This is a genomic window from Apibacter sp. B2912 (assembly GCF_009827835.1).
Classification (GTDB): Bacteria; Bacteroidota; Bacteroidia; order Flavobacteriales; family Weeksellaceae; genus Apibacter.
This window is the reverse complement of the sequence record NZ_WINV01000005.1, coordinates 72,999-92,072: the sequence shown is the minus strand read 5'-3', so window position 1 is coordinate 92,072 and position 19,074 is coordinate 72,999. Positions and strand designations below refer to the sequence as shown.

Genomic DNA, 19,074 nt, shown 5'->3' with positions numbered 1-19,074 from the left:
ATTTAAATATAATTTATAATCATTGATATGCTCCTAAAGCAGGATCTTTAATTCTCGATATACCGTTCATATCTTCAGGAACCTCCTTTGCATAACTTAAATTGCCTTTACCTAAAGCTGGAGATCCTATGTTAAGAAGAAGTAAACAATCCGAATATCCTGTTTTATAAAATTGAGGATCTTTATTAAGAATAGTATTTACAAAATGTTTGTCCGTTTCTATAGATAAATTATTGGAAGTATTTTTAATCAGATTAGTATCAAAAATATAATTAAAAGGGGCATGCTCATTTTTATCTAAATATAAGCTGTTATAATTTTTAACCCAGAAAATACAATTTTTAAAAGAAGCCGTAAGCGAATTGTATTTTGTTTGTCCTGATTTCTGATAAGCATTAGATAAATAGGCAGAATATCCTGCACCAGCATTTAAATTCCAATAATTGGCAAAAGTACAATGAGTGAAATCATAGTTTCCACCATATTCTGCTATAAGATCGGAAGTGCCACAATTATTTATGGCAAGATTCTTACCCTCCACATTTCCTCCCACAGAGTAGATTCCTCCATACAAAAAATTATAAATTTTGGAATTGAAGATGTTCAAATGAGCATTTTCCTCTAAATAAAATGCATTATTACCCCCTTTTATAACTAAGTGGTTAATTTTTGCGGAGGCATTGGTAGCGAGATGAATTTGATTCCAATTACCCGGAAGTGAATCGTATTTGGTTTCGTGTCGATCTCCTCGAATTAATACTTCATGTTCCAAAGAACCGTCTATTGTAAGTTGGCTGCCCGAATCAATAATTATATTTGCATTCTTATGAAGGTATATTTTGGTACCTTCCGACACGGATAAATTGGCACCATTTGTAATTTTTAAATTTCCATAAATAACTTTGGATTTAGTATTGTTCCAAGCCAAATCTTTTGCTATTTCTTTAGTCCCTGATTTAGAATAGTAAAATTCTGCATCTTCAATTAAAGAAAGTAACTTAACTTTTTGTGTAGATCCGACGGTGGTAAACAATAAGTCCTCATCTGCTAACGCATTGGATGCATTAATGGCTTGAGGAGCAACTTCAATAAAAATGAATAAACTATCTTTAGACCGTATAGGTATGTTTTGAAAACTATTTTGATTGGTTGCATTGCCGGGAGTTCCGTCTACATTAATTTTAAATTGAGAGGACGAGCCTTTTTCAAGATAAATCCTCGGAATTACAACATCATCGTTTTGTTGGTTATAAACTTTAAGTACATAGGTTTCTGATCGAACCGTTGAAAATACAGTATCCAGCATAACCGTATCTTTAGAAAAACGAAGCGGTTTAGTAGCAGAATCATAATTATAATCATCTCTGCATGAAAAAATTGAAAGAGCTAAAAAAGATAAAAATAATAAAAGTGATAATTTTTTCATATCAGTTTAATCATAATAAGAATGGGCACTAAAATAAGAAATACGTTTTGCCTTAAAATTTATATCCGACACTTAATACCAGAGAATTTTGTCTTTTCTCCAATTTAAATGCTTCACCGGTACGCTTCTTTATAAAATTTGTTTGACTTTTATTAAATCCGAATTCATATCGCACATCAAAAGTTAGCTTAGCTAAGTCAAAACCTCCTCCTACTTGACCGGCAAGTGAAAAATCATCTGTTTTTGTTTTTCTTATTCCTTTTAAAGAAATATCTTCATTTAAAGAAGTGGAAAAAACAGGGCCGGCATACAATCGGGTAACTTCTAAAAATTTTGATCCAAACAAAATAGGGATATCCAATCGGTTGGAATGTGCTGTAAATTCACCATCGTTCCTATAATCGAAATTAGTTTTCATGGAAGAAAAATAAATCTCGGGTTGGATAAACCATTCCAAAAATTTTATTCGACTAAAAAAACCCGCATGCCATCCAATATTATCTGTGGCTTTACTTTCTTTAATATTAGTTACGGTTTGCTTTAAGGTTCCTTTATAACCGAAAGCCATTCCGGCTTTGGCTCCAAATTCAACTTGTTGTGCATAAGTAACGGTTGAAATAAAAAGTAAAAATAATATCGGAAAGAGTCTTTTCATATATAATGATTTTTGCTTAATTTTTTTCAAAGATAATTATTATTTATTACATTTGAAGAACATTAAATATTAAAGGATAAAGTCATGGAAATTATATATTACGGACATGCATGTTTTGGTTTTAAAACCTCATCATCAACGGTCTTAATTGATCCATTTATTTCAGGGAATGAACTAGCAAAAGATATAGATATAAATGGAATTAAAGCAGATTATATTTTTTTGACTCACGCCCATTATGATCATATTTTGGATGTTGAAACTATTGCTAAAAACAATAATTCCCAAATATTGGCTAATCCGGAAATTACTGCTCACTATGAAAAATTGGGTTTAAATGTTATACCCATGAATATAGGAGGAGTTAAGAAATTTGATTTTGGAAAAATTAAAATGGTATCGGCGTCCCACAGTTCTTCTTTTCCCGATGGTTCCTATGGCGGATTAGCTTGTGGTTTCCTGATGAAAATGGATGGAAAAGTAATTTATGTAGCAGGTGATACTGCCCTTACTACTGACATGAAATTGCTACCATTTATCTATGGATATATTAACGTGGCAATATTACCTATTGGTAATACCTATACGATGGGTGGATATGATGCTGTTATTGCAGCAAAATTTGTTAAAACAAAAAATGCTATAGCTTCTCATTATGATACTTTTCCTGCCATAAAAGTTAATAAAGATAAGATTAAACATTTATTCTTAGCCGAAGAAAAACGGTTAACTTTTTTGTCCATTGGAGAATCAGTGGATATTAGTAAATTTGAATAATTTTAATCACATATAAATTAATTATATAGACTGTATATAGGGGAAACTTTATTCGATAGTATATACTTACAAAAAAATTATGAGTAATAATTTAGTGGAAAAATTTAATACGCCTTACGAAAGCATTCCTTTCGAAAACATTAAACAAGAAGATTTTAAACCAGCGATAGAACAGGCAATTGAAGATGCTAAGAACGAAATTAACAAAATAGTTCAAAATACAGATCCACCTAATTTTGTAAATACCATAGTTGCTTTAGAAAATGTCGGAAAAAAACTTACCATAATTTCCTCTACTTTTTTTAATTTAAATTCAGCGGAAACTAATGATTATTTGCAAAGTTTAGCGGAGGAAATATCTCCTATGCTAACTGAATATGCAAATGATATCATACTGAATGAACAATTATTTGAAAAAATAAAAATCGTTTACGATACAACTTTAAAATCAAAGTTAAGCCAAGAAGAAGTACGACTTTTAGATAAAACGTATAAGGATTTCTCAAAAAATGGAGCCTTGTTATCCTCGGAGGATAAAAATAATCTCCGACAAATATCTAATGAATTAGCAATTTTATCCGTTAAGTTTGGTCAAAACGTTTTAAAGGAAACCAACGATTACTTTCTTCATATATCTGAAAGTAAGGATATGGAAGGAATTCCGGAATCCATTAAAGAAATGGCAAAACAAGAAGCGGAAAATAGAAATTTGAAAGGTTGGGTTTTCACGTTACATTATCCCAGCTATGTGCCTTTTATAACGTATTCGGCAAATCGAGAGTTACGTAAGGAAATTTATACTGCTTATATGCAACGAGCATGTAAAGATAATGAGTATAATAATGAAGATATTATTCATAAAATTGTTGAATTACGGAGCAAGAAAGCTAAATTATTAGGTTTTAAAACTTATGCCGATTTGATTTTGCAAGAGAGAATGGCTTCTGCACCTAAACTTGTATATGATTTTTTATATGATTTGTTGCATAAAGCTAAGCCATTTGCTCAAAAAGAAATTCAAGACTTAAAAAATATAGCTTCACGAGACGGAATAACTGAAATGATGCCTTATGATCATGCCTTTTATGCTGAAAAATTAAGACAAGAAAAATTTTCGTTTTCTGAAGAAGAATTAAAACCTTATTTTCCGTTACATCAGGTTTTGAATGCTGCTTTTGATGTAGCTAAAAAATTATATGGATTAACTTTTATTGAAAGAGAAGATATACAAAAATATCATTCGGAAGTTAAAGTGTATGAAGTCATCAATGATAAGGGAAAACATCAGGCATTGTTATATACCGACTTTTTTTCCAGAGAAGGGAAAAGGGCAGGAGCATGGATGACTTCTTATAAGGGGCAATTTAAAACTTTAAGTGATAATATCAGACCGCATATTTCGATAGTTTGTAATTTTTCACGTCCTAACGGAGAAATACCTTCTTTATTGACATTTAGTGAAGTTACCACGTTATTTCATGAATTTGGCCATGCATTACACGGTATTTTAGCTAATACAACTTTTGAATCATTATCAGGAACGAATGTTTATTGGGACTTTGTTGAACTACCGTCTCAATTTATGGAAAACTATGTTTTTGAAAAGGAATTTTTAAAAACTTTTGCACTTCATTACCAAAAAGGGGATATGCTGGATGAGGAGAAAATTGATAAAATAGTTGCATCTGCTAACTTTATGCAAGGATATCAAACTCTTCGACAAATTGGCTTAGGTCTTTTGGATATGGCCTATCATACTGATGAGTTGACATCAGATCAAGGGATTGAAGATTTTGAAGTAGAAAAGATTAAAGAAACCCAATTGTATCCTCATATCAAAAATACATGTATAAGTACATCTTTTTCACATATATTTCAAGGGGGATATGCTGCAGGTTATTATTCCTATAAATGGGCTGAAGTTTTAGACGCTGATGCTTTTGATTACTTTAAAGAAAGAGGAATTTTTGATAAAGAAACAGCATCTAAATTTGAAAGTTTATTAAGTAAAGGCGGGACAGAAGACCCTATGGAATTATATATAAGTTTTCGGGGTAGAAGACCTCAATCGGAGGCCTTACTTAAACGTGCCGGTTTACTAGCCAATACCAATTAAATAAAAAAGTTTTTAGATAGTATAATATAATGAATGGTTTGAAATTTCAAACCATTTTTTTATGGTGTTATTTTTAAGTTTAGAGAAATCAACTCTATCAAAAATAGGTTAATGAATACACTAATAAAAGGAAAGTTAACGAGAAGTTTTAAAAATAGTTAAGCTGCTTAAATTATCCATCCATTTTAAATTTTTGTATAACACATAATGATTAGTCGCAGCTCCGAAACTTTTATTGAAATGGGCTATTCCCGGTATCATAGAACCTTCAAAATCTAAAATTAATTTTTGATCGGAATAATTTTTAATCAATAAGTCTATCAGATAAGCATACGAATTTTTAATTTCTAAATCTTTGTCTCTTACTGACAGTAAATTTATAATCCTTTCTTTCGAAAAAATGAGCCATAGATAGACTGTAGGAATATTATCTCTATTATAAAGGGTATATTGTTTTAACACTTTTTGTCGATTTAATTCTTCTAAAAGAGTGTTTAAAATATTGAGTTGTGAAGCTGATAAAATTCGATTGAGCAGATCACTTGGTTTTTCTGACACAATTGAACCTGTATATTTTTCTTCAATTTTGCTATTGGATAATAAACAATTTTTAAGGACCCTTTTTTTGTTTGCATTATAATTAGTTACAAGAGTTGAATATTCACGATCTAAATTCAATACTTGATTATCTCTCTTTATATAGTGGGAAGGTAAATATGGGGTGTTTTCTTCGTTAAAGCAATAGCTTCTGACTTTATATTTTTTTAAGAAAGATATAAAAAGATGAAAGGTTTCAGCGGATATGATTTTTTTATAAAATATGCCTAATTGTTGGCAAAAAATAGGTTGAATAACTAATTTAAATCCCCATTTTTTCTGATAAGGTATAGGCATCACTGCTTCATAATCGTTTAATACCAAAATATCATAGCCATCGGGAGAAACAACGTTTAAATACCACAGTTCTGCATAAATTCTGTAATTGAGGCATTGATCCAAACATGCGGAATATTTTGTTTTATCAATGGTTTTATGATTATACTTTAAAATCATTGGCTTTATTAATCAATTTTTCATATACGTTTTTCCACAGCTTCCATTCTCCATGATTAGATAAACTGTCATTATGGAAAATAGATATAAAAATTCCGTTTACTTTTTTTACGGCATGCAATAAATTTAGTAGCTTATTTTCAGCTTCCTCAATAGATAATTGCATGTAATTTTTAAGCGTAACATCCATCACGCAGAAAGGATAAACTTTTAATTGGGTAATTTGATTATTTTTCAAATCAAACCAATAAAAAGGGGTACAAGTCCCTGCTCTGAAACCGATATGATCTTGAAAACCCATAGAAAAATCTGCTTTAATATTTAATCGGATCAGGTTGTTGTAAGTTTCGGGTAAATGAAGCTTTATAAAATGCTGTCTGGAAATGGTAATTTTTTGTTTTACAAGTTTTTCCAATGCTAATTTTTCCTTATTCAAGATTGTGAAATCCTTATTGGAAAAATAGCTGGGATGAAGACCTATAGTAGTATAATCTTGATTATATAATTGTACTATCAATTCTTGGTAAGAAGAATTTTTAGGGTTATGATTAGTATCCCATTGACTTCCTAATCCAAAAGAAATAAAATAAATGGTAGGTATTTTTAATTTTTGTATATAAGGATAAATGTAATAAGGATCTGGTTTTAATCCTGATATAACTAAAATTTGTTGATGAAAATCTTTCCATCGAAAAGTTAAAATATTTTTTCCTAATGCTTTACATTTTTTTAACCAAGATTTATTTTTATATAACCAAGCATGATCTATGTCTATGGTATTTATATGGGTAAATTTACGAGCTTTATAATTGAGTGAAGAAAAATTTTTTTTTAACTGATCAAATAGTTTATAAGCAAAGGTATCAATCCATGGAACTAACGGATCAATCTTATCTTTAATTGATGATGCTTTGTATGAGAATCTATGATGAATATCTTCTTGATATAGCAAATATTCTTCATATCTTGAAAGTAAAAAAAAAGCAGTTGCAAAAGGGTCTTTTAAAACTTCCCTTAGATTTTGTGTTTTAATATCCATTTCGAATAATAAATTACAAGCTGAAAAATGAATTTCGTTTTTTACTATTGAAAATGAGTAAGAAAATTTAGGCGATGTTTCTTTATCGAAGAGAATAGCGCAATCTGTGAGCCGGAAAGAAATTCCCAAAATTTGTTCGAAAATAAAAGTAAAAATATACTTAATTCTTTCATTGATTTCAGGAACATATATAAGAATCATAGGTAAAATGGTCTTTCACAGTAAATTTTCATCGGCAAAACTGAAAAAAGAGGTTTGCGTAATAATTAAATGATCCATCAAAGTTATATTTAATAAGTTTCCTGCTTTTTTTATTTCATGAGTAATTTGTATATCAGAATTGCTGGGTTGAATATTTCCTGAGGGATGATTATGGGATATGATTAATGAAACTGCATTAAGTTCTATAGCATGTTTAAATATTAGTCGATTATCTACCATTGTACCGGTTATTCCTCCTTGAGAAATTTTTTCTTTACTTAATATTTTATTGGATCTGCTTAAATAAATTACCCAAAATTCCTCTATCATCAAATCACCAATAATGGGTTGAAGAATATTATAGGCATCTTTCGAAGAAGAAATTTTTTCTTTTTTTAAGGCTTGCTGTAAGGATTTTCGTCTTCCAATTTCAAGAGAAGTGATAATTTCAATTGCTTTAACTTTACCTACTCCGTTAAATTTGCATAAATCTCGTATGGTTAGCTTTGCCAATTCATTCCAATTATGATTCACGGATGATAAAATTCGTTGAGCAAGGGTAATGCTGCTTTCAGATTTCGAACCACTACCTAAAATTATAGCAAGAAGTTCTGCGTCTGATAAGGATTGTTTCCCTCTCAGTAGTAATTTTTCTCTGGGTCTTTCTTCTTCAGCTAATGATTTGATGTTCATAGTGAAAATTTTTTAGATTCCGTCTTGAATATCTTTTTGTAAATACAAAATTGCCGCAGACGAAGGAGAAGCGTCTTCCATCGATTGTTTAATGATTTCCTCTTGAATTTCTTGTATTGAAGAATCTTTCATAGCTTCAATAGTATTTTTTATAAGCAATTGGGTTGCATTCTTTGCCGATAAAATAATCTTCCACGAATTCGGATTTATATAGAGTTGTTGTGCTAAATTGTGTTCGAATTCTGTTTGAATGGTTTCTATTAAAGTGAATTCATAAGATTTATTATCATCCGTAGGGGTTACTCGTCGTATTAAAGAAGAAGGGCGTATTCTTTCTAAAAAAAGAGTCATACGTTCATAGGCTTGTAATTTGTTCGGTAATATATTCTCAGAATATTTTAAACGCAACTCAAAACTTCTTCTTTCTCTTTCTGATTGAAAAAAACGGGTTAACATAAACAGAAAACCTCCCATAAAGAGCACTAAAATCAATAAGAATACAAGCAATATAGATATGTCCATAATAATTATATAAGTTAGACAGAGACAAAAATACTATTTTATATTAGAAAAAGTATCTTATATGAGCTATATATTAAAAAAATAAAAATTTTTTTTATTGATACTTATGTACTTAGATTTTAAGATGAAAAAAAGATTAAAAAATATTTGGAGCATATATAAAATTCTTCTACATTTGCACTCACAAAATTCCTCCTTAGCTCAGTCGGTTAGAGCATCTGACTGTTAATCAGAGGGTCGCTGGTTCGAGCCCAGCAGGAGGAGCTGAAAAAAGAGTTACATAATTTGTAACTCTTTTTTTATTCCCTGTACACACAATTTGCTCATAAGGTATTTTTGTTTATATATCTCTTTGTTTTATAATGTCATTATCTTTATTGTTTTAATATTTCGCCTCATTACTTTACATTTTATTTACTCTTTTTGTTCGGTTAGGGCGCGCGAAATGTAACCCTGAACAGGGGATAACATGTTAATGAAAGATTCTTAGTGGTTATCTGATTTTGACTTCAGGCAGTCATACAAACCATACCCTGCTGTATAGAAGAACTTGTGAAAAGACATATTAGTTTTGTGTAAAAAAAGGGAAAAAGAGGAAAACAACCTAAATAATCTATATTCAATATTCTTGATTAATTACGCCTAGTTCAATAAATATAAATAAAATCAGAAAAAATGGCTGTTATATATCTTTAACGAATAATAGCTATGTTTTTTGCATTTTGAATCACATCTATTATAGCTGTTTTATCCATTAAAAAAATAATATTTATCTTTGTTAAAATTTATTTATTATGAAAAATCACTATTTATTTTCTTTAAAAAAATTTAAAGCTATGAGTTCTTTTTAGTTAAATTAGCAATAGACGGAGAAAGCTACACCGTACTAAAGTGCAAGTACAATTTTTGAAAGTACACCGAAAGCATCTTAAACCTGCCTGAAAAACATTAAAGCAGAGAAATAGAACTAAGCATAGAAAAACCGGGAAAACCCATTTGTAGGCTAGATTCTTTCTACAGACGGGGACAAAATCAGAAAAATTATCTTCTTCAGTCGGGATGGAATGAGCCGCCTATTGGAAAAAACATTTGAAAAAGTCTACTGCATTAAATTCCGGGATAAATTCAGCTCCGTTGGAACTTCCCCGATACAGGTTAGTATGACCTTGTTAGCACTCAGCCTGAGTTTTAATGGCTTTCTTTCATTAAAAAGAAATAGGTGTTTAGTTAAGTTTTTTTATCACACAACCTAAAAACAAAAAAGCGCATGGAAAAAAAGTATATGAAGGAGAAGGTTATATTCTTATAAAAGGAGAAAAACCCCATCAAACCGGAACCGTTTAAAGAAAACTATAGAACAATCAATGTAGGTTTTGCCCCGGGAGGAGTAGCCGTAGTTTGGGCAGCGGGAATAGGTCGTCAATTAGAAATAGGCAGATACCAGGGAGTGAAAACGGAAATACCCAAAGAACAAGTCGAAAAATTAAAAGACGAACCGATCTACAGCATGCTACGGCCGGAATATCAAGAATCGGTGATAAAAAATCCTGGGATCATCCCTCAAGAAGTGCAAGAGGCCAATAAAAACAAACCCATTCCTTACGGGCTATGGGATACATACAGGAAAAAATATAATTGGAAAATAAATTATGAACTACCCAAAGAGGCAGAATTGGATGAGATGACATATGATTTTTATAACGGAGAAGAAATAAATTTATTTGGAGACTATCAAATAAAAAAATATGAAATCCCGAAGGAATTGCACTGGAACTATGAAGAGGAAAAAGCCATACCCAAACAAATAAGCTTTCGTTGGAAGGAAAAAGTAAAAGAGAACTGTGGAGGATATATCAAATTTAATGAAGATCAAATATTTAAGGCATTTGAAGAGCTTACACAGGATAAGGCGGAAGGGGTACCTCTACAAATAACCATACGAATCACCCATACCGGAGATGATGCTTCAGTATGGTTGGAAGGAAACGAAAAAAGCATCGGGTTGTATAAAAGTGAGGTAAAAATATTTTAAAAATGGGAAACCATTTATATATATAAATATTTAACAATGAAACTAAAAATAAAAAATCATTATCTGATAGCGCTACTACAACTTCTTTCTGTGGTGGTAAGCTGTCAGGATAAAAATAAAAAAACTATGAAAGAAGAATTTGAATGGAAGGAATCTGTCTCCTGTCCTTTAGGTTATCCGGTAGACGTATTTATGGGAGGACTTGAATTAACTGATGGAGGATATGCCAGCCTCTTTTCTGGCTTACATACAGGACGAGAGGGTTGGGGGAGTTTAGGAAGAATTATGGGTAGTGGTATTAAACCTCTTCCCAAGCGGCTTAATGTGATATGGATATCTTTTGCCGAGAAAACCTTTTACCATGTAGATGCCGAATTGGATTACGAAAAAATAGCCCGACTTTTTAGAAAAGGATACTATATTCCATCATATAATAATGAATTTCCTGAACCAGAAAAAGATAATTATGGAACCATCAATGTAGGCTTTGCCCCCGGAGGAGTAGCCGTAGTTTGGGTCGCGGGAACAGGTCGTCAAATAGAAGTGGGCAGATATCAAGGAATTAAAACGGAAATACCCAAAGAACAAGTTGATAAATTAAAAGACGAACCGGTCTATAGTATGCTACGTCCGGAATATCAAGAATCCATAATGAAAAATCCGGGGATCATCCCCCAAGATGTGCAAGATGCTAATAAAGGCAAACCTATTCCTTTTGGGCTTTGGGATACGTACAGGAAAAAATATAATTGGAAATTTAACTTTGATTTTCCGAATTCAGATGAAATAACCAATAGAGTAACCTGTTTTTACTTTAATGGAGAAAAAGAAATCTTATTCGGAGATAAACCGATAAAATTATATCAAATACCGGAAGAATTAAGATGGAACAAATCAGAAAAAAAAGCCATACCTCGAAAAATATCATTTAGTTGGATTGAAAAAGAAAATAAATTAAGATCAGGAGCAATAACTTTTAATGAAGCCCAGATATTTAAGGCTTTTGAAGAACTAACACAGGGAAATACGGAAGAATCAATACAATTAACCGTACGAATTATCCATACAGGAGATGATGCCTCGGTATGGTTGGAAGGAAACGGAAAAAGCATCGGGTTGTATGAAAGTGAGGTAAAAATATTTTAAAATGGGAAAAACCTTTGTATTTAACAGCGGAGAGGCCCGATCTGAACCGGGAGAGCTTCAACTAACTTATGGATTGTTTTTTGACGGAACACTTAATAATCGAGAAAATACCCGGATATGGAAAAAAGTGCGAGGGATAGACGGATATGGAAATCCCACCGAGGAAGAAATACAAATATTCGAGCAAAATGCACGGAAAAAAAAATTTTTAAGCAGACAACGAGTAGATAAAGAAAACACCAGTTATTTAAATGATTTTACCAATGTAGGTAGAAAATCCATGAGTTGTTATGATGACTATGCTATTTATGTGGAGGGTATTGGAACGGAAGATAAAAAATCAGATACATTAAGCGGATATGCCTACGGAAGGGGGGAAACGGGAATACAGGGTAAAGTTAGTAAGGGATGTGATTTTCTAGCTGAAAAAATAAAGTTATTAAAAAATTTTATAGATGAACCTGATAAAATATCCGAAATAATAATAACCGTAGATGTCTTTGGCTTTAGTAGAGGAGCCGCTGCCGCACGGTATTTTGCATACAACATTCAAAAATTAGCGTATTCAGCGAAAGTAAAAAACGGGAGATATTATGATCATGAAGGAAAAGAAGTGCCACAAGCTTGGGTTAAAAATGGAAAACTGCCTCGAATGGGTAATTTAGGAACTGCCTTATTAAAAAAGAAAATTAGTCATGAACTGATCGACAATACCTTTATTCATTTACGTTTTTTAGGAATCTACGATACAGTAGTTTCTTACGATCCGGATGCCTTGCTTTTACCGAATTTCAAAAGTAAAATATCTAAATTACATTTAGATGAATTAGGAAGACCACAAAAAATCGTTCATTTTACCTCGTTGGATGAGCATCGGGAATATTTTCCACTTACCCGCATTAAGCCGGGGACCAATCGAATAGAACGCAATTTCCCGGGAGTTCACAGTGATATAGGAGGAAGCTATTCCAACTATACCGAAACCGGCAGCGAAAACCTGTTGATCGAAAAAAGGTCAAAATATGAATTGGAAAAGCTGATAGACTATCGAGCAGAATTGATCCAAGGCGGATGGTATAGGCCGGAACAATTAAAAATAGAACCCAAAATGGTAACTAAGCACAGCCATTACAGCTTAAAAGGCGAACGGAACCTAAGGAAAGAATACAGCTATATCTTTCTACACCTGATGCGGGAAGAATCAGAACCCTATATGGGGAAGTATTATATGCCCGGCGAAATGGAGAAATACAGTCTTTCGGGAAACAAGACCCTGCAACAGGCCAAAGAGTATCTACAGCTTTATACCATGAAATGGAATGAAGACTGGGTATTGAAAAGCGAAAAAGAAGAAGAAGAAGAAAAAAAACTCAATCAAGCCACTTCAACAAAAGAAATCAAGGAAAATCACTTGAATCAAGCAGACAAGAAGATACCAACAGAAGAAAAAACAGAAACTAACCACCAACCAATCGAAAAAGAATTAGAAGAAATATACGTCACCGATTCCGATCGATTGCTAAAGAAAATAAGAAACTACTACTTGCATTGGTCTTCCCGTTGGGGAGAATTGGGCAATACGCCAAATAAAAGCAGAAAAAGAGAATATTATAATGCCGATGGAACCGTTGACACCAATTGAAATAAAAATGCAGCCGGGAAAAACGTACTACTACCGACTCACTACAAGTTTTATGGATCAAATGAATCATGGAAAAGGTAAGGAAAAACTTTGGACCAGAAATGTCGGAATCTTATTTACCGGAAAAACCCGTGAACACTTTCACTTTCAAATTCTGTGTTTTCGCACGGAAGTAAAGTTGGAAAAAGCCATACCGCAATATAATTTGCTTCGGGTTTTTCTTTAAATCACCGTAAAATATACTGATAATTGATTTATGTAATTTTTGCTGAGGTAGAGAATCGCAAATCTTCAGACTATACTTAAATATTTTATTCTTGTAAAACAATGCCGCCTTTTCTCAAAATAGCGATTCCTTTAATAATGCCGAGTTGAAAATTCAAGGCGACATCCAGCTCTCTCAATTTATCTGGATTCATATCCACCGATTCTGCATCAATGGTTTCTAATTCTTTTATATAAGCCATAATCAAGTATCCACTTTTCAAATCGTAAGGTATTTTCCGATTAGTGATTTTGGATTTTTCACCAAGTCTTTAGGCGTTCCTTCGGCAATGATTTCACCACCTTTTAATCCTCCTTCAGGACCAAGTTCCACAATCCAATCACACGATTCAAGAACTTCATGATTATGTTCAACAACAATCACAGAGTTTCCGCTTTTGATTAATTCATCCAACAGTTTTATCAGCTGAGCTGTATCATAAAGGCTTAAACCAGTAGTGGGTTCATCCATGATATACAAGATATGACCTTTTCGTTGCTGTCCTAATTCCTTCGCGAGTTTTAGTCTTTGGGTTTCCCCTCCGCTCATTGTTGAAGTGGGTTGCCCAAGCTTTATATATCCCATACCAATCCGTTCCATTATCTGTAACGGACGAACGATGAAATCATTATCACTAAATAGGGCTATCGCTTCCGAAATCTGCAAATCAAGAATTTCTGAAATATTTTTCCCTTTATACATGACAGTTAAAGCTTCGTTGTTATATCTTTTACCTTTACATTTTTCGCATGTTGCGTACATCTTTAAACTACCTTCAGGAAAAATAGCTTTACGTCCACTACCATGACACTCTCGGCAAGCGCCCTCGGAATTGAAGGAAAAGTGTCCCGCCGTTAAATTTAATCGTTTTGCTTCGGGTTGTTCTGCAAATAATCTACGTATCTTGTCCCATATTTTGGTAAAAGTAACAGGATTCGAATTTATATTTCTTCCTATTGGTGCCTGCGATACTTCAGCAAAGCCAGAAATATTTTCTGCGCCATCAAGCCTTTCTGCTATTGTTTCAATTGATAGTGATTCTTCTTCAATATCTACTTCGTTTTCTTCTCCATCGGTATTGTTCTTATTGGCGTCTAAGCGAAAATAACTTTTTAACAGGGGCGTTAGCGTGTTCGATATCAAGGAGCTTTTACCACTTCCGGAAACGCCCGAAACCCCAATAAGAACGCCTAATGGAAATGCGACTGAAATATCTTTTAAATTGTTGGTTTTGGCGTGTCGAATGACTAAACGGGGAATAGCAGAATCATCGATATTTTGTTTTAACATCCTTACCGGCATTTTTGCTTTACCGGAAAGATATTGTCCTGTCAATGATTTATCGCATTTTAACAGACCGGCATAATCACCTTCATAAATCACTTCCCCGCCTTCAATTCCCGCTTTTGGGCCAATATCAATGATATGTTCAGCTATTTCTATCGTACTTCTGTCATGTTCCACAACAATAACCGTGTTGCCCAAATCTTTAAGCGCTTTTATAGATTGTAAAAGTTCAAGTTTTTCTGATTCATGTAGTCCGACTGTGGGTTCATCAAGAATATAGATAAGTGACTCAAGTTTCGATTCCAAATGCGAGTTAAGGAAGAGTCGTTGTATTTCCCCGCCACTTAGTGAGGACATTTCTCTATAAAGTGATAAATGCCCTAAACGAGAAGCAATTAATGAGTTTGTTTTACCCAAAATATCTTTAAGAAGATTTTTCCCAAATTGCGTTATTTCGTTTAGTTCTAATGCCGATTCAAAAAACGTTTTAGCCTCGTCTAAAGTCATTTTGCCGACTTGACCAATATGTTTATCATTAATTAATATGTTGCGAGCTTCTTCACCTATGCGATATCCGTGGCATTCTGAGCAGAGGGTTATTTCGTACAGACCATTTAAATATTCGCCTCTTTTGTGTTTAGCTTGCAAAATTCTTGATAAGCAGAAGCTTTGATTTGCACTGTTATTGCTGACATAATGGCCGTTTACCACTTCTTCTTTTATTTCATCCGGTATTTCTAAATAAGGCTGATCCATATAGCCTTTGAAATTCCTTTCCAAGACGCGAAGTATACCGGGGGTTACCCCGATAAAATTAAATAACTCTCGAACGGTGGGATTTTGATTTGCAATAAGCTTTTCCATATTAACGTGATAATATGCGCCTCTGCCAGCGCATTTCAAACACATTCCGTTAGGGTTATTATAGGAAAAATAGCCTAATTCAAGGCGCTCTTCCTCATGTCCACACTTAGCGCAGACCTTATCTTGTCCAATAGTTTCGTTGCACTCTGAACATTTAACCTGCCCTTCACTTGAATACAGTAGGGCGAGAAGGTTGAATATGTTTGTTTTTGAACCGACTGTTGATCTTGGGTTATTCTGACGTACAACGCTTTGCTTAACTGCAATTGTCGGGCCAATACCCTCTATGCTTGCAAATTTTCTCTCATTTTCAAGTCCCGGAAATATTCCTAATGATTGAAGATACCCTTTGCGTCCTTCTTCAAACACAATATCAAACATAAGACTAGACTTTCCTGATCCACTTATACCGGTAGCAACGGTTAATTTGTTTTTGGGAATAGTAATATCAACGTCTTTAAGATTGTGAATGTGAGCTCCTGTTATTTTTATACTTTTCATCTAATCAAACCTTGTCTTTTTAATTAAGAAATTCCAACTAATTTATTTATCGTTAAGATCAAACAATAGCACAAATATAGAATATCATTTGGTAATAGATAAATAAATATAAAAATATTTTAAAAAATATTAAAAATATTATAATTGCAACATTTAATTGAATGAAATTTATTTTAAATTTTATTATTATATCAATTCATTAATGTTGATTAAAGATTTTTTAAAAGTTATTTTACTATAAGTAAAGGCTTTAAATATTCAATTACTTTCCGAAAATAGGAAATACTCGCACCATAAGGTTTAAGAACTGTTGCGTAAGAGTGCCTGGCTTGTATGTACTAATAACTGTTTAATTTTTAATGCTCATGCAATTTTTTTCATTATTTTACCGCAAAACTTAATCACACTCGCAATGATTTTCTTTTTTTCTTACAAAGGTGTTTCATGTGCTATCAAATAAGGGAAAGGGTAATTATAATCTTTTTTATCTATACTGTCCCAGCGATTGATAATTTATATATTTTGAATGAAATTGTTACAGAAAATTCATGTTTATCTTTAGCAATCCGTAATTTTTTATGTCAGTAAAAGAATAACTCATCTTACTCGATATAGTTGAAGATTAAAAGCAAAATATAAACAAAGTTAATTTGATTGCATAGATTGGAATAACCATAAATCACGATACTGTGCGGTTGCTTTCATTCCTTCATCAAAATTGGCAATTTGTTTAATCTTTTCAAGGGTTAAGGCGAGTTTTCGACTTTTTGTCGTTGGTATTTCGTGTAATTCCCTATCAAAAGGATAATCATTAGGTTTAATCATGCCCGTTTTATTTTGGAAAATCAATAATCTAATAAATATCTATTTTATTATCAAGGTAAACACTTTAAATATTCTTTTCTTATTTTTTGGTTCATTTTATTACTAAGCATAAGAATTATATCATGTGACTTTTTAGGGTTGGACTCTTTCATTATTATAGCTTTTACTAAAGAAAAGTATAGATGATGATCTGGTAGTTGATTTTGAACTTCTGAAAGAATGTTCATGGCTTTATCTTTTTTTCCAATTTTGCTTAAGCAAAATGAGTAATTAAGTCTTAGTATTGGTGATTGCGAGATTTCAAGCATCATTTCATATAAATATGATATTTCAGTCCAATCTTTTAAGCTAAAATCTTTTTTAGACATATACTTGCTGATGATAATTGCTTCAATATAGTATTTATTATTATTTTGGGGTTTTTTAATATGATGGAAAGCCATAGTAAGTAGTTCTTTATTCCATTTGTCTCGATTTTGATTAAAAAAGGAAATTAATTTCCCATTATCAATTTTTGCAGGAATTCTTGATATGTGAAAATATAAGATAGCTAGTAAATTACTGGTTGAAGTATAATTGCATTTATTATATAATAACTTTGTCAAAACAAATGATTCTAAGCATAAATCTTTATTCACAATATTTTCAGTATTTTCACTAAAAGAATCAAAGCCAATATTGAAAACGGCATAAAGGATTTCTTCAACAATTGATATTGTTTTTTGATTAACCGTAACGGAATTTATTTCGATTTTTTTGCAATTTAAATCAATATTAAGTTTCTTTTTAGTTCGGTTAATGCTTTTATAAATAGCTTCTTGATTAATTAAAGTGGATTCATGAATTTCAAGCATGCTTAACCCAAATATATTTTTGAGTATAAAAATAATTTTAGATTGTGTGGATAAGTTGTTTAACGAAGAGATAAATAGTATCGTTTGTAAACGAAGATCGGTTTCATATGGATCTACTTTTTCATCTTCTGTAAGTTCTATTGAAAAATTATAAACTTCTTTTTGTTTGCGTTTTATTATATTTAGTAAATCATTACGAGCTACCATGAATAGCCAATTTTCTATATTTTTTGGTAAATTATTTTGTTTCTGGATTTTCAGATACTTCAAAAAAGAATTTTGAATAGCATCTTCAATTTCAGAAATATGGGTAGCACCAAATCGAATCACTAATATAGAAAAAAGCTTTCCGTATAATGTTCTGTAATTTATTTTATCTTCAAAAGGTAAATTAGGAATCATAATCTTCCATATTCAAGATGGGACGGATTTCTGTCGTTCCCCCATAATAATGTGTCGGGCACTTTTTAGCTAACTCGATAATAGTTTCCAGATTTTCGCTTTGTAATAAATAATAGCCTCCAATTATTTCTTTGGATTCCAAGTATGGCCCGTCTTTAATAACACAGTCTTTACCCGTAATAAGTACACCTTTTTCATGTAATCCATCCCCTGAAATTAAATGCCCTGTTTTTGCTAATTTTGTTGCCCATTTCATATGAGCATCAGCTAATGTCTGCATTTCTTGTTCAGATAATTCTCTTAGTTTTTCATTGTTTTCATGTAATAATAATAGGAATTGTTTCATTTTAAATGTTTTAATTTAAGACATTTTATTATGCTATTTTTGGACATTTTTTTAAATAAAAATTTTAAATTATTAAAAAAACTTACATTCGAAATACTATACAAAGATAAAATAAAATAGGATGTTTAATAAAGGGGATTTGGTTTTAAATGGCTATATAAATTAAACCACCCTTAAGGCTGTTTTAGATGAATTATCGGATTATATGATTTTATATGAAAGTTATAATAGATTTTTAATAATATTTATTATGTACTAAATTTCTGTTTGATAAGAAGGAAATTTGATAATTGGGAGGATTAATATTGCGTCTAAAGTAGTGTTTTTAAGGGAAATTCATTCAGACATATCAAAAATATAGATAAACTAACGAATTAAAGAAATTAAAAACTTAAATAATTAAAAAGATTTTTATTTAATTAACTATA

18 protein-coding genes and 1 tRNA gene are annotated in these 19,074 nt (G+C 31.8%); 8 read left to right on the top strand and 11 right to left on the bottom strand.

Going from position 1 to position 19,074, the window contains the following annotated elements:
- Nucleotides 1–19 precede the first annotated feature (19 nt).
- Together GFV01_RS08750 and GFV01_RS08745 are read right to left on the bottom strand one after the other, a co-directional pair.
- On the bottom strand, nucleotides 20–1,426 hold the full coding sequence (locus GFV01_RS08750) for a hypothetical protein (protein ID WP_160566596.1): 1,407 nt from the start codon (nucleotides 1,424–1,426) through the stop codon (nucleotides 20–22).
- A 52-nt stretch (nucleotides 1,427–1,478) separates the two neighbouring features.
- Nucleotides 1,479–2,081 (bottom strand): outer membrane beta-barrel protein, encoded by a 603-nt coding sequence (locus tag GFV01_RS08745; RefSeq protein WP_160566593.1) that lies wholly within the window; start codon nucleotides 2,079–2,081, stop codon nucleotides 1,479–1,481.
- Between the two features lie 84 nt (nucleotides 2,082–2,165).
- Here GFV01_RS08745 and GFV01_RS08740 point away from each other — a divergent pair, with 84 nt between their 5' ends.
- Nucleotides 2,166–2,858 carry a metal-dependent hydrolase gene (locus tag GFV01_RS08740; RefSeq protein WP_160566590.1) on the top strand — a complete coding sequence of 231 codons (693 nt, stop codon included), beginning with the start codon at nucleotides 2,166–2,168 and terminating at the stop codon, nucleotides 2,856–2,858.
- Between the two features lie 79 nt (nucleotides 2,859–2,937).
- A complete protein-coding gene (locus GFV01_RS08735) occupies nucleotides 2,938–4,974 on the top strand; it encodes a M3 family metallopeptidase (RefSeq protein WP_160566587.1) in 2,037 nt (678 codons plus the stop codon).
- 135 nt (nucleotides 4,975–5,109) lie between these two features.
- On the opposite strand, the gene GFV01_RS08730 is transcribed toward GFV01_RS08735, so the two are convergent.
- From GFV01_RS08730 to GFV01_RS08715, 4 genes are read right to left on the bottom strand one after another with little or no spacing between them, the layout of a single operon-like run.
- Nucleotides 5,110–6,027 carry a hypothetical protein gene (locus GFV01_RS08730; RefSeq protein ID WP_160566584.1) on the bottom strand — a complete coding sequence of 306 codons (918 nt, stop codon included), beginning with the start codon at nucleotides 6,025–6,027 and terminating at the stop codon, nucleotides 5,110–5,112.
- Complete coding sequence (locus GFV01_RS08725) at nucleotides 6,011–7,267, bottom strand: polysaccharide deacetylase family protein (protein WP_160566581.1); 1,257 nt, start codon at nucleotides 7,265–7,267, stop codon at nucleotides 6,011–6,013. The genes GFV01_RS08730 and GFV01_RS08725 overlap by 17 nt, the downstream gene beginning before the upstream one ends.
- A 15-nt stretch (nucleotides 7,268–7,282) precedes the next feature.
- On the bottom strand, nucleotides 7,283–7,960 hold the full coding sequence (gene radC / locus GFV01_RS08720) for a DNA repair protein RadC (RefSeq protein WP_160566578.1): 678 nt from the start codon (nucleotides 7,958–7,960) through the stop codon (nucleotides 7,283–7,285).
- Between the two features lie 12 nt (nucleotides 7,961–7,972).
- Nucleotides 7,973–8,482: a hypothetical protein gene (locus GFV01_RS08715; RefSeq protein WP_160566575.1), complete on the bottom strand. Its 510-nt coding sequence runs from the start codon at nucleotides 8,480–8,482 to the stop codon at nucleotides 7,973–7,975.
- A 190-nt stretch (nucleotides 8,483–8,672) separates the two neighbouring features.
- Here GFV01_RS08715 and GFV01_RS08710 point away from each other — a divergent pair.
- From GFV01_RS08710 to GFV01_RS08685, 6 genes are all read left to right on the top strand, one after another.
- Nucleotides 8,673–8,746, top strand: a tRNA-Asn gene (locus GFV01_RS08710).
- Nucleotides 8,747–9,489: 743 nt separating this feature from the next.
- Nucleotides 9,490–9,735, top strand: a complete 246-nt coding sequence (gene tssD / locus GFV01_RS10300; RefSeq protein ID WP_370513742.1) for a type VI secretion system tube protein TssD — start codon at nucleotides 9,490–9,492, stop codon at nucleotides 9,733–9,735.
- Between the two features lie 71 nt (nucleotides 9,736–9,806).
- Complete coding sequence (locus GFV01_RS08700) at nucleotides 9,807–10,514, top strand: DUF2931 family protein (protein WP_160566736.1); 708 nt, start codon at nucleotides 9,807–9,809, stop codon at nucleotides 10,512–10,514.
- Nucleotides 10,515–10,550: 36 nt separating this feature from the next.
- On the top strand, nucleotides 10,551–11,660 hold the full coding sequence (locus GFV01_RS08695) for a DUF2931 family protein (RefSeq protein WP_160566568.1): 1,110 nt from the start codon (nucleotides 10,551–10,553) through the stop codon (nucleotides 11,658–11,660).
- Between the two features lies 1 nt (nucleotide 11,661).
- Entirely contained in the window at nucleotides 11,662–13,302 is a 1,641-nt protein-coding gene (locus GFV01_RS08690; protein WP_160566565.1) for a phospholipase effector Tle1 domain-containing protein, read from the top strand.
- The gene (locus GFV01_RS08685) at nucleotides 13,280–13,528 is read left to right on the top strand and encodes a hypothetical protein (RefSeq protein ID WP_160566562.1); all 249 of its coding nucleotides are present in this window, start codon (nucleotides 13,280–13,282) and stop codon (nucleotides 13,526–13,528) included. Before GFV01_RS08690 ends, GFV01_RS08685 begins: the two co-directional genes overlap by 23 nt.
- Before the next feature lie 85 nt (nucleotides 13,529–13,613).
- Here GFV01_RS08685 and GFV01_RS08680 read toward each other — a convergent pair whose 3' ends face one another.
- From GFV01_RS08680 to GFV01_RS08660, 5 genes are all read right to left on the bottom strand, one after another.
- On the bottom strand, nucleotides 13,614–13,790 hold the full coding sequence (locus GFV01_RS08680) for a hypothetical protein (RefSeq protein ID WP_160566559.1): 177 nt from the start codon (nucleotides 13,788–13,790) through the stop codon (nucleotides 13,614–13,616).
- A complete protein-coding gene (locus GFV01_RS08675) occupies nucleotides 13,787–16,219 on the bottom strand; it encodes an excinuclease ABC subunit UvrA (RefSeq protein WP_160566557.1) in 2,433 nt (810 codons plus the stop codon). The genes GFV01_RS08680 and GFV01_RS08675 overlap by 4 nt, the downstream gene beginning before the upstream one ends.
- 645 nt (nucleotides 16,220–16,864) lie before the next feature.
- Nucleotides 16,865–17,068: a hypothetical protein gene (locus GFV01_RS08670; protein WP_160566554.1), complete on the bottom strand. Its 204-nt coding sequence runs from the start codon at nucleotides 17,066–17,068 to the stop codon at nucleotides 16,865–16,867.
- Nucleotides 17,069–17,094: 26 nt separating this feature from the next.
- Complete coding sequence (locus GFV01_RS08665; RefSeq protein ID WP_160566551.1) at nucleotides 17,095–18,300, bottom strand: sigma-70 family RNA polymerase sigma factor; 1,206 nt, start codon at nucleotides 18,298–18,300, stop codon at nucleotides 17,095–17,097.
- Nucleotides 18,290–18,646 carry a YciI family protein gene (locus tag GFV01_RS08660; RefSeq protein ID WP_160566548.1) on the bottom strand — a complete coding sequence of 119 codons (357 nt, stop codon included), beginning with the start codon at nucleotides 18,644–18,646 and terminating at the stop codon, nucleotides 18,290–18,292. Before GFV01_RS08660 ends, GFV01_RS08665 begins: the two co-directional genes overlap by 11 nt.
- Nucleotides 18,647–19,074: the final 428 nt, after the last annotated feature.